The sequence below is a fragment of the Streptomyces sp. NPDC058086 genome (assembly GCF_042885015.1).
GTDB lineage: Bacteria > Actinomycetota > Actinomycetes > Streptomycetales > Streptomycetaceae > Streptomyces.
The window spans coordinates 26,241-40,768 of the sequence record NZ_JBHVST010000101.1; the positions used below are offsets into that span (position 1 = coordinate 26,241).

The 14,528-nt window shown below is 68.4% G+C and carries 10 protein-coding genes and 2 pseudogenes; 6 read left to right on the forward strand and 6 right to left on the reverse strand.

The features are described from left to right. Positions 1 to 183: 183 nt before the first annotated feature. Both ACFVWD_RS45810 and ACFVWD_RS45815 read right to left on the reverse strand, forming a co-directional pair. The gene (locus ACFVWD_RS45810) at positions 184 to 1,341 is read right to left on the reverse strand and encodes a DUF3103 family protein (RefSeq protein WP_389604151.1); all 1,158 of its coding nucleotides are present in this window, start codon (positions 1,339 to 1,341) and stop codon (positions 184 to 186) included. 290 nt (positions 1,342 to 1,631) lie between these two features. Continuing rightward, positions 1,632 to 2,360, reverse strand: a complete 729-nt coding sequence (locus ACFVWD_RS45815; protein ID WP_389604153.1) for a FadR/GntR family transcriptional regulator — start codon at positions 2,358 to 2,360, stop codon at positions 1,632 to 1,634. Positions 2,361 to 2,845: 485 nt separating this feature from the next. Between ACFVWD_RS45815 and ACFVWD_RS45820 the strand changes: the two genes are divergently transcribed. The 3 genes from ACFVWD_RS45820 to ACFVWD_RS45830 all read left to right on the forward strand — a co-directional run bounded on the left by ACFVWD_RS45820 (position 2,846) and on the right by ACFVWD_RS45830 (position 6,355). Next, complete coding sequence (locus tag ACFVWD_RS45820) at positions 2,846 to 4,471, forward strand: IS1182 family transposase (protein ID WP_389604154.1); 1,626 nt, start codon at positions 2,846 to 2,848, stop codon at positions 4,469 to 4,471. Positions 4,472 to 4,955: 484 nt separating this feature from the next. Then, positions 4,956 to 5,210 (forward strand): Smr/MutS family protein, encoded by a 255-nt coding sequence (locus tag ACFVWD_RS45825; protein WP_389604156.1) that lies wholly within the window; start codon positions 4,956 to 4,958, stop codon positions 5,208 to 5,210. Between the two features lie 167 nt (positions 5,211 to 5,377). Then, positions 5,378 to 6,355 (forward strand): hypothetical protein, encoded by a 978-nt coding sequence (locus tag ACFVWD_RS45830; protein WP_389604157.1) that lies wholly within the window; start codon positions 5,378 to 5,380, stop codon positions 6,353 to 6,355. 782 nt (positions 6,356 to 7,137) lie between these two features. On the opposite strand, the pseudogene ACFVWD_RS45835 reads toward ACFVWD_RS45830, so the two are convergent. Both ACFVWD_RS45835 and ACFVWD_RS45840 read right to left on the reverse strand, forming a co-directional pair. Beyond that, positions 7,138 to 7,712, reverse strand: a pseudogene (locus tag ACFVWD_RS45835) (DNA cytosine methyltransferase); the annotation flags it as partial. Positions 7,713 to 7,717: 5 nt separating this feature from the next. Then, positions 7,718 to 8,067 (reverse strand): annotated as a pseudogene (locus tag ACFVWD_RS45840) (hypothetical protein); the annotation flags it as partial. Positions 8,068 to 8,207: 140 nt separating this feature from the next. On the opposite strand from ACFVWD_RS45840, the gene ACFVWD_RS45845 reads away from it, so the two are divergent. Beyond that, positions 8,208 to 8,717: an NUDIX domain-containing protein gene (locus ACFVWD_RS45845; RefSeq protein WP_389604163.1), complete on the forward strand. Its 510-nt coding sequence runs from the start codon at positions 8,208 to 8,210 to the stop codon at positions 8,715 to 8,717. Here ACFVWD_RS45845 and ACFVWD_RS45850 read toward each other — a convergent pair. Then, positions 8,635 to 9,261: a DUF5959 family protein gene (locus ACFVWD_RS45850; RefSeq protein WP_389604159.1), complete on the reverse strand. Its 627-nt coding sequence runs from the start codon at positions 9,259 to 9,261 to the stop codon at positions 8,635 to 8,637. The genes ACFVWD_RS45845 and ACFVWD_RS45850 overlap by 83 nt on opposite strands. 299 nt (positions 9,262 to 9,560) lie before the next feature. Between ACFVWD_RS45850 and ACFVWD_RS45855 the strand changes: the two genes are divergently transcribed. Together ACFVWD_RS45855 and ACFVWD_RS45860 are read left to right on the forward strand one after the other, a co-directional pair. Next, positions 9,561 to 9,836, forward strand: a complete 276-nt coding sequence (locus ACFVWD_RS45855; protein WP_389604160.1) for a hypothetical protein — start codon at positions 9,561 to 9,563, stop codon at positions 9,834 to 9,836. A 220-nt stretch (positions 9,837 to 10,056) separates the two neighbouring features. Then, positions 10,057 to 11,277, forward strand: coding sequence for a metallophosphoesterase (locus ACFVWD_RS45860; protein ID WP_389604161.1), 1,221 nt, complete (start codon positions 10,057 to 10,059; stop codon positions 11,275 to 11,277). Positions 11,278 to 11,763: 486 nt separating this feature from the next. Here the strand turns inward: ACFVWD_RS45860 and ACFVWD_RS45865 are convergent, their stop codons facing one another. After that, positions 11,764 to 14,070: a SpoIIE family protein phosphatase gene (locus tag ACFVWD_RS45865; RefSeq protein ID WP_389604162.1), complete on the reverse strand. Its 2,307-nt coding sequence runs from the start codon at positions 14,068 to 14,070 to the stop codon at positions 11,764 to 11,766. Between the last annotated feature and the right edge of the window lie 458 nt (positions 14,071 to 14,528).

A 14,528-nucleotide genomic window follows, 5' to 3' on the forward strand; every position in this document is an offset into this window, starting at 1 on the left:
GGAGACCACGCGGTCTCCGCACCACAAGCGAACTCGCAGCCACGCCGGACCACTCGGTCTGTGCCGGGCACGGCTGCGCCGTGGTGTCGGGGGCATGCGGCCTCCGGCACGACAGCCGTGTCCTCGGCGCGGACCGGCGCGTTCACCGACGTGCGGCGGCCGGTCCGCGCTTGCGTGCGAGGTCTAGAACTCCTCGACGAAGTAGGGCTCGACGGTCATCCAGCCGTTACCCGAGGCGCCGTTCAGCCGGCCCGAGGAATTCTGGGCGAGGGTGTACCAGGACTCCACGTAGTCGGGGTCGTCGGTGAACCAGCTGTCGGGGATCGCGCTCAGGACCGCGTTCACCAACGGGATGTAGGTGCCCTGGTCCGTCACGGTGAGCAGCGCCGTGGTGATCGCCTGCGCCAGCGCACGGTAGTTGGTGCCGTCGTCGTCCTCCATCATGACGACGTCGGCCAGGTTGTACTTGTAGTTCGACCAGTTGACCAGGATCTGGTTCGGGTAGTAGACGGTGCCGTCGTAGTCCAGGTAGGGCATGTCCACCGAGTCGACGCGCGCCGTGCCGTCCTGGCCGAAGCCGGTCACCAGCGAGAACATCTCGGCGGATCCCTTGAACCAGGGCTCCTGGTCGTCGTTCACCTCGACGGCCGTGACCTTGGTCGCCCACCAGCCCGCCGCACTCGCGGCGTCGGCGCTGTTCGCTGCCTTCGACGGGAGGGAGGTCAGCCCCTTGTCGGCGAAGGCCTTCCGCAGCACCTTCAGGCCGGCCCGGTGGGCCTTGGTGACGTCGATGTCCAGGACGTACAGAGGGCGGTCGGGGACGCGCGCGGTGTCGACGGCGTGGGCGTGGCCCTGACTGTCGTACGCCGTGAGGGTCTTGGCGTCGTCGGCGGCCGCGGCGACGGCGATCCAGGGAGTGACTTCGGCGTTCAGGTGCGACCGCATGGACGGCGCGCCCAGCCGAACGCGCAGCAGCGACCCGGTCGACGCGGGCAGGCCCTTCAGGCCCGCGATGCGACGGTCCGCGGCAGCGACGGGAGCGAGCAGGTTCCTGCCCTCCGGAGCGGCGGTCCTGCCCGCCAGCGCCTGGAGGTCCACGTCCTCGGTGCCGAGCGCGGCCGCGCGGACCTGCTGGCGCCACTGCGGGTCGCGCAGCGAGGCGGACAGCGCCCGCGCGATCTCCTGCTCGGTCGACCGCACCGGAGCCTTCCGGAACGGCGTGGCCTGGTCCCCCGCGTCCCGCACCGGCGCGGCGATCGCCGGCTGGACGGTGCCGCCGATGACCGCGGACAGCATCACGCCGATGAGGACGCCGCGTCTCTTGCTTGATCTGCTCACCATGCTCCTTGTGTTGTTGGTCGCCGCCGCGCCCACGGTGAACGGGCGGCCGTCCTAGGGGTGATGGGCCCGGATTGCCTCGGGCACCTGAGGGGTCGCAGCCGCGCACCTGGTCCCACCCCGCCGGGCGTTCACCAGGGCGTCAGCGTTGACCTATGCATGACAACGGAGGAAACGTGCGATGAACGGGCATCCGTGCATGATCGGGGCCACTCCGAGGCCGGGCCGCTTCGCCGCACACACCTCGCCTCGACGGGAGCCGGCGGGCCCGGAGTCGCCGCCGGGAAGCGCGGCTACCAGGGACCGTCGGCGGTCGGCCGCCCGCGAGAACTGCTCAGCGAACCGAGCATGATCTTCTCGGTGCCGGCCAGATACCTCTCCGCCGCGCGCCGCGCCTCCTCGCCGTCCCGGTCGACCACGGCCCGTACCACCGGCGCGAGCCGGTCCGTCGCCCGCGCCGCGTCCTCGAACGGCGCCCGCAGCGAGGCCCGCACCGGAAGGTAGGCGTTGAACAGCGTGTTCGTGAGGAGCAGATAGACCCGGTTCCCCGTGGCCCGCGCCAGTTCGCGATGCACTTCCACGTCGGCGAGCTGGACGGCGTCGGCGTCCGGGCCGTCCGCAACCTGACGCAGCAGGTGTTCCAGCCGCCGGGCCTGTCGTTCCGAGCGCCGGTCGGCCGCGCGGCCGGCGATCAGGGTGCCGATCTGCCGCCGCACCTCGAAGACCTCCCGCAGCCACGTGGGGTCCTGTGCGGCCAGCATCGGAAGCAGGTCGGCGCCGCCGACCCGCAGGTAATCCAGGATGCGCGTGCCGATGCCGTGCCGGGTGCTCAGCAGTCCCGCCTGCTCCAACCGGGTCAGCGCGTGCTTCAAGGTCGTACGGGTGACCCCGTACCCGGCGGCCAGCTCCCTCTCGGGGGGCAGCAGGGATCCGGGTTCGTGCGTGCCGCTCAGGATGTCGCCACGCAGCCGTGCTTCAAGCAGGTCGACCACGGTTCGGCGCGGAATGCTTTCGACGGCCACGGAGGATCCCCCAGGCTTCGGTCAATGGTTCAGCGGCTCACTGGTCTAGTGGCCCACTGGTTCAGCGACTTCTTGGTCTAGTGGCTCAGCCACTGCCCCAGTGAAGCAGCCCCCCGACCGCCACGTCAATTACCTGACGGCGCAGAGCAGTTGCGCACGGTACACGTGGAGAGAACCAGCGCGCGGACGAGCAGTGCGGGCCTGGGCCACTCTGGAGCCGGTCCGTCGGCGGGGCGCCCGCGCGTCGCCCCGTGGGGCGCAGGGCCCTCCGACAGGTCGCACCCCGCAGTTCGGGGAATGCATCAAGGACACCGGGTGGACTGGCTGTTGAGAGATCGCCTCTCGTGACTCCTCCCCGTCCTAAAAGACTCCGTTGGGAAATGCGTAAGCCGGCTTCGCTGGCTTGCTGAGGTCGGCATGATCGTTCTGTTCGTCGGAGCGAGGGGTGTGGCTGGGTGTCGCTGGAGTCTCGGGACGATGGTGGGGTGCCGGAGCTGACCGCTCGGGTGGTGCGGGCGTCTTTCCCGAAGGGGACGTTGGCAGTCCGGGTGCGTGAGGCGCTGGGTCCGCTGTTCTCGGACGGATCCTTCGCTGAGGCGTTCTCGGCCCGGGGGCGTCCGGCCGTGCCGCCGGGGGCGCTGGCGCTGGTCTCGGTGCTGCAGTACGCCGAGGGACTCACCGATCGGCAGGCCGCTGACCAGGTGCGGGCTCGCATCGACTGGAAGTTCCTCCTCGGCTTGGAGCTGGACGATCCGGGGTTCGACTTCTCCGTCCTGAGCGACTTCCGTGCCCGGCTGATCGGGCACGGGCTGGAGGGGCATGTTCTGGACCTGGTTTTGGCCAGGTGCTCGGAACTCGGGCTGCTGCGTGCAGGGGGCCGACAGCGCACCGACTCCACCCATATCCTGGCAGCCGTGCGGACGCTGAACCGGATGGAGTTCGTCGGTGAGACCTTGCGCGCGGCGCTGGAGGCACTGGCCGCAGCCGCCCCGGCATGGCTGTCCCCGCTGGTCAACGCCGACTGGGCCCAACGCTACGGCACCCGGATCGACTCCTACCGCTTCCCCAGGGGCGACCACGTCCGCCAGGAGTGGGCCGAGCAGGTCGGCCGGGACGGCTTCACTATCCTGGAGGCCGTCTACGCACCCCAGGCTCCCGCGTGGTTACGGGAAGTCCCCGCCGTCCAGGTCCTGCGCCGGGCCTGGGTGGAGCAGTACCACCGCGACGGCGAGGGGGTGCGTCGGCGGGAGGGCAAAGACCTCCCGCCGGGCAGACGCAGGCTCTCCCCGCCCTATGACCCCGACGCCCGCTACGCGACCAAGTGCGGCTCGGGCTGGTGCGGCTACAAGACCCACCTCAGTGAGACCTGCGAACCCCACGTCCCGCACCTGATCACCCATGTCCTCGCCACGGACGCCACCGTCGCCGACACCGAGGCCACCGCATCCGTCCACCAGGGCCTGGCCACACGCGAACTGCTGCCTGAAGAGCACGGCGTCGATGCCGGCTACGTCACCGCCGCACACATCGTGGCCGCGCGCGAGGCACATGGGATCGAACTGCTGGGGCCGGTCGGGCTGGATACGTGCCACGAGAACTACGAAGGTGAGCACTTCACGCAGAGCGCGTTCACGATCGACTGGGAAGCCAAGAAGGCCGTCTGCCCCCAGGGCAAGACCAGTGCCAGCTGGTCCGACCAGCGCAAGAGCAGCGGCACTCCTGTCTCACGGGTACACTTCACCGCCCAGGACTGCGCGGCCTGTCCGGCACAGGACATGTGCACCAAGGCGGCGAACGGCAAGTGGGGCCGAAGCCTGACCCTGCTGCCCCAAGACCAGCAGGCAGCACTGGAAGAGCGGCGCCGCGAACAGCTCACCGACCAGTGGCAGCAGCGCTACAACATCCGCGCCGGAGTGGAGGGCACCATCTCCCAGGCAATCCGGCGCACCCGCATCCGCCGGACCCGCTACACGGGCCTGCCCAAGACCCGCCTCGGACACATCTTCGCCGCCACCGCCATCAACATCATCAGACTCGACGCCTGGCTCAGCGAAACACCCCTCGGCGGAACCCGCACCTCACACCTCACCCGACTCCAACTCGCCGCCTGACGACAAGATCACACCCGCCGCTTTACGCATTTCCCAACGGAGTCCTTCAGGACGGGGAGGAGTCACTCTCACACCCCCCGTCATAGGGGCTGTCCGTGTCGTTGGTGGCGACGCCCAACCTGCCGGACGGCATCCCCGTTTCCCTGGGGCGAAGACGTCGAGGACTTCCTGTCCGATAGCGAAGGCCAAGGTGACGGAGAAGTCCTCGATGTCGGAGAGGAGGACGGGGGGCGTCTACGTCTCCTTCGCCCCTGGAGCTGGCGAGGAGGATCTTCTGGTGGTGGCGTCCCGCGTGGCCACGTTGCTGGGGTGTCTGTGGTTGGCCCGGCAGTTATGGAGAGAACTGGATGGGCCGACTGGTGGAGTTGACTGGTCCGAACTCGGTGCGGTCCGTTCGGACCTGTCCAGGTCGGGGTCCTGGCAGGGTGTCGCATGACACACTCGGACCGGGTCGTCAAAGGTGGCGGCAGCGGGAGGTAGCACCTTGCTGACATTGGATTTGCACCCGATCTTCCGGAACAACCGTGACATCGAACTCTCGCTGCGGCAGATCGTCTTCCAGGCGAATCGCACGGGGGAGCCCGTAGTGCAGATCATTCACGGAAAGGGCACTGGACAGCTCAAGGGGCGCGTCCTCGCGTTCCTCGGCCAGAAGCACATCAGGAAGCTGTACGACCGCGTGGAGATCGACACGGCGAACACGGGCCGGATCCTGGTCCACTTCGCGCCACGCCCCTGAGTCCTCTCCCACCTCGACTCGGGGCGCCGAGGCGCCCGTTCGGGGGCCGTCCATCCGGCGCCCCGGGCCGGACGGCCAGCCGCAGGCAGGGCAACCGCCGCAGCAGAGTGGCGTTCACCTGAAAAGCGTTCGTCGCCCGTAGCCCAGCGGCGCTAGCCTCGCTGATCATGGGAGCGCGAGGGCAGTACGTGGTGGTCGAGAACGGCGCCTGGCAGCGGTACTACTCGCACTGGGCCGCCAACCGGGTGGTCGACGATCTGCTGCCCGGTCCGGCCGCGGCGACACGCTGCTTCCGCGCCAACCGGGAGATCGACGAATGGCTCGACGACGTGTGGTGCGAGGGCGCCGCACTCGTCGACCACGACCGCCGGATTCTGCTCTGGTTCGCCCCCACGGACGGCTGGGACGACCACAGCGCCGCCCGCGCCGTACTGGCCCGGACCTGGCCCGGCTGGGACGTCCGCTTCGCGCACGACGGCATCGGCGATCTGACCCACCACCTGGGCCTCGGCAGGGACCTGACCCGTGCGCCGGGCTGGTTCGAGACCTTCGAGCCTTCCGGGTTCGCGGACACTGAGTACACCGAGCCCTGCTCCGTCGCCTCCCTGCGCCTGCCCGACGGAAGCGTTCGCGCGTGGGGCAGCGACTGGGAGCCCATCGAGCACCTCGCCGCCGGCCCCGGCCTGATCGACCTGCTCGTCGCCTCGCCGGCCACTCCTGCGCTCACCGACATGCCGCACGGCGGCGTCCATTTCGACCCGCAGGCCCGCACCGTTTCACTCTGGGCAGTGCAGACCGTGGCCGGCATTCACAACTGGCCGCTGCCGGGCTGGGAGAACTGGGTCCTGGACTTCCACGGCGACGACCACACCCAGCAGGCCGGGCTGCTCCCCGCGGACTTCCCCTTCCCCCAGCCCCCGCTCGCGGCCGCGCTGCGGCGGCTCGGCGAGGGCCTCGGCACCCCGCCGCCCGAAATAAGTGCGCTCCTTGCCCGCGCCACCGGTGCACCCGGTCCTGAGGGCACCACCCCCGTGGTGAACCCCGCTGCGCTGGTGGCGCACGAACCGGCCGATCCCACCCCGGACGAACTGGCCGCGCTGCGTACGGCGCTCGATGCGCTGGTTGCGGGAGCGGAGATTGACTGACCACCACCTCATGGGCTCCCCGGGGACTGGACCGGACAACACCGCCGTCATCTTCTCGGCATGCGCGACGCGCAGCGGAAGCAGGCCCAGCCGCGTGGTGCTGATGGCCTGGGCCGCGATGGTACTCACGCCGCGACCGCCGGCGCGAGGCTGCGAGCCGTGATCAGGACCCTGCCGGAGACGACGGTCGTCGACCTGCCCCGCGGTGCCGGCGAAAGACTGTCCGCTTCGTTAGCTCTGACGCAGTTTCGTGAATGATCTAAGGCCGACTGGCCCGGCTCGGGGAACACTACGCCCCGCATGTCCGAAGCGCCCGCCACCGATGAAACCGACGGAGCCGATAGCCCCGTACCCCCTCCCGGGCAGGGCCACAAACCGTTCGTCAATGCCGGTCACGAATGGGCGAGTAGTCAACACAGTGTCAGCCCGTGAAAGCCACGTTGAGCGCCGGTTCGTTCGAAGCCATGCGGCTGTGATCGGTTCGTGCCGGTGTGCCGGGGCCAATGGGATGGTTGCGCAGTGCCGTCCCGGACCAGGGTCTGACTCATGAGATCTATGACCGAAGTGTCCACTCACAGGAGTGTCGACTGTCGTTGCGGGATGGTGCCTGCTGTCACCGAGCCACAGGGCGTATCCCAATAGGGGCCTGCCGACGATCAAGCGCCATCACGGTTCAGACCGCCCGAGCAGGCCGGTGCCCATCCACCCAGCACGTCACCACGCGGGAGGCGAACCACCATGACGACCAGACAACGCAGCACCTCCTCCAGCGCGGATCCTCCCGTTCCGGGCGAGGTCGTCCGGGACGCGAGGAGGATCGCCCGCTTCCGCGTCTGCGGAACGCCGTAGTCGGCGGCGTTGACGATGCCCGTCCAGACGGAGAATCCCCAGCCGCGCAGGACTGCCGCGTACTGCTTCCACAGGGGCAGGACGCCCGGCACCTCCTCCATGGCGACCCACTCGGGCTCGCCGACCGTGTTCAGGGCGTGGAGATAGCGCATCGGCTCGGCAGCGAGCAGGGAGCGCTCGTCCTGGCAGGCTGCAAGCAGGCGCTTGCGGTTGCACGTCCGGCGGCGAGGTCCTCGACCGCCGCGTGCACCAGCGGCTGGTCTACCAGGTCGAGGCGTTTGCCGGCCATGCTCCACGCCTGGCACGGCGGAGACGCGATCACACCGTGCGTCCGGCCGATGAAGGGCCACGTCGGGTACATCGCTACGTCGGTCCGGATCGTCAACTGCTCAGCAGCGGCACGGGTCCTGCACGCCCACGCATCCCATTCCAGGCCGATGTCGCGAACGCCGAGGACATCCAGTGCCTTGCTCCAGCCGCCCGGGCCGGCGAACAGGTCGACGATGATCCGCCTCACGAGGCCAGTCCGAAGTCGCCCTGCACCGGCTCGGGTTCGGCGCCGCGGCACGCCCACGGGAACAGTCGTCGACCACCCCTGTCTCCAGTTCCTCCACGACGGCGACACGGTCGTCGAGTTCCTGCTGGCAGGCGGCCCATTCGGCGGCCGTAACGTGGTCGATGGGGGCCTGGTCGAGGGGGACGCGGGAGCGGTGCAGAAATGCCTGCCCCAGCAGCCGATTGCCGGCGGCGTTCGCGCGGGCGTTGCCCCGACGGATGGCGGCATCGAATGCGACCACGTCCGCCCATTCCTGGGGGCCGGTATCCCGAATATTTCGCCACTACGCGTTGCCGTGAAACGGGCAAGTTATTGAGAATCGAGACAGGGTCATGATCTTTCGTTCGGTGGGATGAGGTTGGTCCGAGCGCCGCTGACTGCGTGACGGTCCGGGACTCCGGGCGGGTGTCAGTGGGTTCTGCGATCGTGTGCGTCGTGGATGAACTCGTGGAACGCGTTGACGCTCAGGACCGTGTGCTGGGGGTAGTCAGTCGGTGGGAGGCCGTTCGGGAGGGCTGGCTGCACCGAGTTGCCTCGGTGGTGTGCCGTGATAGGCAAGGCCGCTTTCTCGTCCATCGGCGCGCCGAGCAGTTGTCCCGTTTCCCAGGGCACTACGAACTCGGGGTCGGGGGCGCTGCAGGAGTCGGCGAGTCCTATGAGCAGGCAGCTGCCCGCGAGCTCAGTGAGGAGCTGGGAACATCGGCGACGGTGTGCCTTCGGTTCAAGTTCCTCAACCGGGTTGGGCTCAGCCCTCACTGGCTTGGGGTATGCGATGCCGTGCTTCCGGAGATCGTCGCCCCCGATCCGGGTGAGGTGGCCTGGCACGGGTGGCTGACCGAGTCCGAGTTGCAGCGGACTCTGCAGCAGTGGACCTTCACTCCTGATAGCCAGGAGATTTTCGATCGGTATCTCGCTTGTCGTGCTGACCCGGCGCCTTCGCAGAAACGGTGCTCATGAGCTGAGTCAGAGGGACGAAGGCACTGGTCGTTCCGAGGTTTCTTGGGGTTGGGCCGGCGGGGGTGGGGGTGTCCGCGAGGCGTTCGGCGAGGGCGGTGACCGCTTCGCGGTCTCCTTCGAGGGCTTCGCGCTCGTCATCTGTGAGGTCGAGTTGTTCGAGCATTTGGTCGATGCCGTCCTTGACGGCCAGGAGCTGGCCGCGGGCGGAGTCATTGGGGACATAGAACGGACAGCGTGCGCAGGCCAGCCGGTGGGGGCACTTGGCGAAGAAGTCGTAGCTGCAGTAGCCCTCGCCCAGGTCGTTTCCCGCGTTGCCACCGGGCACCAGCCCTTCGAGCTCGTGTTCCCAGGCGGAGAGATCCCGCTGCAAGAGGTAGAGCTCGAGGCGTGCGTCGAGGAAGCTGGTGGACACCAGGACATCGGCGCGCAGGGTGTCGTGGCCGGTCAGAATGCCGGGCTGATAACGCCCAGTGACGCGAACGATGCACCGGTCGCCGTCCGCGTCTGCCAGATGAATCAGGTCGACTGGTTCCAGCTCTCCCACAGCGCGCCTCCGCTTGGCCTAGCTGGTGCGAGTAGCGTGCATCCTCTCTCAGGGGGTGCGTGCGGACGAAGGAGACCCCCGACAAACGTTCGACGCGATCAGCGGTCCAGGCCGGTGCCGGTGAGACAGCCGTCGATCACGTGGGGTCAGTACTGCAGCATCTTGAGCTTGCGCTTCACAGTGCGGGTGATCTGGACCGGATGGAGCCGAGGCCGGTGCGAAGCGGCCGGAGATCTCGATCCGGTTGACGTGGCCTTCGACAGGGCCGGAACTCCAGGGCACAGGAACGTCGTGCGACCGTGCGGGCCATCATCGACCACGTGCCGCCCAGCCTGGAGTGCCAGTCGTTCGAGCAGGCCGCCAGCAGCTACAAGTGGACCAAGACGGACAAAAAGTACGTGCAACGGCTCCTGGAGTTCAAGGTGCAGGCGGATGACGTGATGCACCGACAGATTCGCACCAGCCGTGGCGTCATCACTAAGCACGACCTCCCCAACTCGAGGTACATAAAAGCCCTGTTGTGGGAGTGCATTGACCGGCTTCAGCGAGGCCGACACTCGCCATCATCGGCTTAGGCCATTGTCCCGCCGGCGCGCGCTCCACTGGCGGCAGTACCAAGCCGGGGCGTAGCGCCCTGATCGCGGCTCATGCCAAGGGAGGTGTCTGCGGCGGAGTCTTGCCATCCCGCAGAGAACCCTTCGCCCCAAGGGGCCGCGCCCATGAACGCCGGTCCGGCCGGCCCGGGGGCGACCGGATACAGTGCCCGGGACGGCAGCCTGGTTTGTGAGGGGAAGCGTGACCGACACCAGCGACACCCGACCCGCCGACAGTGAAGCGCAAGCGCCGCGGCAGAGCCGACTGCACCGCCTGATGCGCTACATCCCCCTGATCGCCCCCGTCCTGCTGTGGGCCGTGCCCTGCTGGGTGCTCCTGCACAGCGGCCAGCACTGGCCGCTGCCCGTCACGCTCGCCGGCACCGCCCTGTTCGTCCTCGGCCTCGTCGGTATGCCGCTCGCGATGGTGCGCGGCCACGGCCGGCGCCAGCAGGACCGGGCGGCGATCGTCGGTGACACCCTGCTGGGCACCAGTTGGGTTCTGTTCACCTGGTCCATTCTGCTCGGCGTCCCGTTGCGGCTCGTCCTGACCGTGACCGGCGTCGACGAGAGTCAGGACCGGGCTCGAATTGTCACTTGGGCCGTCCTCGGCATAACCGCCGTACTACTCGCCTGGGGGTACGCCGAAGCCCGCCGCGTGCCACGCGTGCGCCAACTCGACGTGCAACTCCCACGGCTGGGTGCCGGGTTGGACGGCATCCGCGTCGTCCTCATCACCGACACCCACTACGGTCCCCTCGATCGCACTCGCTGGTCGGCACAGGTATGCGAGACGGTGAACACCCTGGAAGCCGACCTGGTCTGCCACACCGGTGACATCGCGGACGGCACGGCCGAACGCCGCCGTGCCCAGGCCGCCCCACTCGGAACCGTGCGGGCCACCCGGGCCCGTGTATACGTCACCGGCAACCACGAGTACTACAGCGAGGCCCAGGGCTGGGTCGACCTGATGGACGAGCTGGGCTGGGAGCCGCTGCGCAACCGCCATCTGCTGCTCGAACGCGGTGGCGACACCCTCGTGGTCGCCGGCGTGGACGACGTCACCGCCGAATCCTCCGGCCTGGCCGGCCACCGCGCCCACCTCGCCGGAGCCCTGAACGGCACCGACCCCGACCTGCCCGTCCTGCTCTTGGCCCACCAGCCCAAGTTCATCGACCGGGCCGCAGCAGGCGGCATCGACCTCCAACTCTCGGGCCACACCCACGGCGGCCAGATCTGGCCCTTCCACCACCTCGTCCGCATCGACCAGCCCGTCCTCGCCGGCCTCAGCCGCCACGGCACCCGCACCCTCCTCTACACCAGCCGCGGCACCGGCTTCTGGGGCCCGCCGTTCCGCGTCTTCGCCCCCAGCGAGATCACCCTGCTCATACTCCGCTCCCCGCAGCGGCCTCCCACGCGATAGCACGGAGCGGGCCGACAATCCCTCATGGACCGGTTCACCGAGTCAGATCCTGCCTCGTCCTCCCTTGCGCGGACGCCGTCGGTCGGCCATTTCAACCCAGAACGCATCCCTGACCTTGCGCCGCCATCCGACGCACACCGCCGTTGAAACCGCTGGACAACACAGACTGCGGCCAACCTTTCCGGTCAGAGCTCTTCCCCGCGTGCGCCGACACCTGGGCACCGGGGCCGGGCCCGTGAAGGGTGCTGTCCGAGCTGCGGATACCCCTCGGCTCGTGTCCACGACCACTACCACCGGCAGCTCCAGGACAGGGACTGTCCTAAAGATGACACTCCCGACTGATTCGCTGCTCCGCCGGTCAACATTTGGCGGTCCTGGTTGAACGACGAGGACCTCGTCGGGCTGTTGAGCGCAAGGCAGATGTCGGCGATTCGAAAACCCTTGCGGTCATACCAAAGCCGCACTGGGTTGGCAGCTTAGGTCCTTTCAGGACAGTGACTCCTCGGGCGTCCTCCCTATTGACTGCTCTGCCCAGACGGTCTTTCCCTTGTCCCAGTAGCGGGTACCCCACTGGTCCGCGAGGGTGGCGACGATGAACAGTCCTCGGCCTGTCTCATCAATGGTGCGGGCGTGTTTCACGTATGGAGCGCTGTTCGAGGCGTCGCTGACCTCGCTGGTCAGCATCTCGTCAAGGATCAGGCGTAGCTGCAGGGGCGGAGCGCCGTAGCGGACCGCGTTGCCGACGAGTTCGCTGACGATGAGCTCATTGGTGAACGCAATCTCCTCGTCCACGCCCCAGGCATCAAGTTGGCACCGGGCTGCCGCACGGGCGATCGGGGCGGCCTCGGGACCCGGCGGCAGGGAGAGGGCCAGCACCTGATCTGGGGGCAGCGCTTTCGTACGCGCGAGCAGCATCAGTCTCTCGTCGGTCCGGTGGCCGTGTGTGAGCGCATGCGTGATGTCGTCGCGCAGCTCGGGCAGACTCCGCTTGCTGCCGCGGTCCAGGAGCGGGCGCAGTGGCCCTGCCAGGACCTCGTCTGCGAGTGGCGCGGTGGCCATGGCCAGGGTGGTGCCTTCGGGGAGGCTGACCGTGGTCGCGGGAAACGGGGCGTTGCCCGTTCCGGCGAGCAGGGGGCCTGGAGGCACGGCCAAGGTGGACGAAGTGCCGTCGGGGAAGACGGCCACTGGCTCCGGGAGACCGGCACGGGCGAGGGCGCACGTGAGAGTGACCGGGTCGTAGATCGCGATGGCGCAGCTGGCAGTGAGCGACTCACGATGCAGGGGATCCCCGGGCGGCAACGCGGCACGTTCAGCTGCGAGACGGATCGCGGTGTCGCTCAACCGGGCCAGTAGCTCGTCGGGCCTCAGGTCCAGCGCGGCAATTGAGTGGAGCGCCGTCCGAAGCAGCCCCATCGTGACCGCCGCGGCGACGCCTCGCCCAGCGACGTCGCCGACGACCAGCGCGGTCCGTGCGCCGGGCAACGCGATCGCGTCGAACCATACGCCGCCACCCTCCGGCCCTGGAAAGTGCAGTTGGCAGACCTCCACAGAGCTTGGCGTGGCTGGGCGCTGGGGCAAAAGCCTGCGCTGGAGAGTCGCTGCGATGGTCCGCTCACGGGTGTACCGACGGGCGTTGTCGATGCAGAGAGCCGCGTGCGTGCACACGTCGGACGCAAGCTGGAGGTCCTCCTCCTCGAAGGGATCTTCGTGCTGGTGGCGGTAGAAGCTGACTACCCCCAGAGCATGACCACGCAACGCCAGCGGTGCCACGATCAGAGAGTGGACATCGGACCGCCTGATGGAGTCCGCTCGGGCTGGGTCGGCGGCGAGCCACGCGCTGTCAGCGTCGATCGGGACGAGCCGTGGGCGGAGGTCGGAAAGTACGTGCGAGTAGGGGGTGCCGGATGGCAGCGGGCGCACGTCTCCCACCCGGTATGCCGAGATCCGTCCCCGGAAGGCTGTTCGGCGTAGGGGAACGTCCTGGTCGACGGGGACCTGTGGAGGGTCCTCGCCGCGGACGACGTCTTCGATGACTTCGACGACGGCGATGCCGGTGAAGGCAGGCACTACTGCGTCCACCAGTTCTCGGCACACAGCCAGCACGTCCAGCCGCCGCCCCACCCGTGCGCGGACCGTGTCCAGGAGGGCCAGGCGTTTCAGCGCGTTCTCACGCTCGGTAACGTCAACCGCTGACGCCACCAGACCGAGCACGTCCCCACGGCCGCCCTCCAAGCGGGCGAAGGAGACGGAGTAGATGCGGCGTCTGTGCAGGCCAGGCGCTTCGCCGGCCCGGACGAGCCGGTTCAGTACCGGCACTCCGCTCTCCATGACCCTGTGAGCCACCGCGAGCTCTTCCTCAGGGTCTTCGAGTTCGAACGCCTCGGTGAACCGCTTGCCGAGCAGGTCTGCCACTGGCGTGTCGCGCAGCCAACGGGTGCCGGTGTTCATGCGGACCACGCGCAGTTGGTTGTCCAGGACGTACATTCCCAGCGGGGACTGGGTGAACATGGCCTTCAAGACCGCCACGTCCTGCTGTGAAACGGCGTCCGCTGCAGCGCGTACCTGCCAAACAACGGAAGTGCCGTGCAGCACCGGCCTGACCAGCACCGGGGCCCCTTCGGAGAGGCTGCCGCGACGCCCTCGGTCTCCAGCGCCGATCTCGCGCATCAGCGCGACGACGGACTGGCCTACGGCTTCCTCGGCGGACCATCCGAACAACTCCTCCGCAAGACGCTGCCACTCGATCACCCGCCCGTCCTCAGCGATCACCATGAGCACGTCGCGGTCGGGCATCAAAAACACCTCCCGCTCTCATCCCCGGGTTCATCCACGCCCCGGTCTGCGCAGTGCACTCCTCCATCAGTTCAAGCGCGTGGCGGTTCCTCGGCAACCCGACCCGGGCGCTTCAAGCTGTAACGGCAGGCTGATCTACCTCCTGAAGAGGATGCCGCGAAAGCCGCCCTCCCCTACTCCACAGACGCCGGACGCATGCCGGCGTGCAGGCACTACCACCCGGACGCCGCCTTGGGGTTCGACCCGCGAGCCGACACACCGACCGCTCTTGGCCACGGTCCAACAATCGCCATGTGCACGGCGACCGCGTTGTTCTTGTTCAGGCTTCACTCGGCTCCCGCCCAAGACTGACCCGCTCTCCACGGGCGTGTCAGTGATCTTGTGTAAGTCGCCTGGTTTCATTGGATGCTGAGCCGGTCCTCGAAGAAGAGTGAGAACTGGTTCAGTGCCTCTTTCCA

Bases quoted from the DNA above. Each gene is read 5' to 3' on its own strand.
- ACFVWD_RS45865 (WP_389604162.1), bottom strand. From the start codon at position 14,070: ATGCCCGACCGCGACGTGCTCATGGTGATCGCTGAGGACGGGCGGGTG.
- ACFVWD_RS45810 (WP_389604151.1), bottom strand. From the start codon at position 1,341: ATGGTGAGCAGATCAAGCAAGAGACGCGGCGTCCTCATCGGCGTGATG.
- ACFVWD_RS45830 (WP_389604157.1), top strand. From the start codon at position 5,378: ATGGGAGCGCGAGGGCAGTACGTGGTGGTCGAGAACGGCGCCTGGCAG.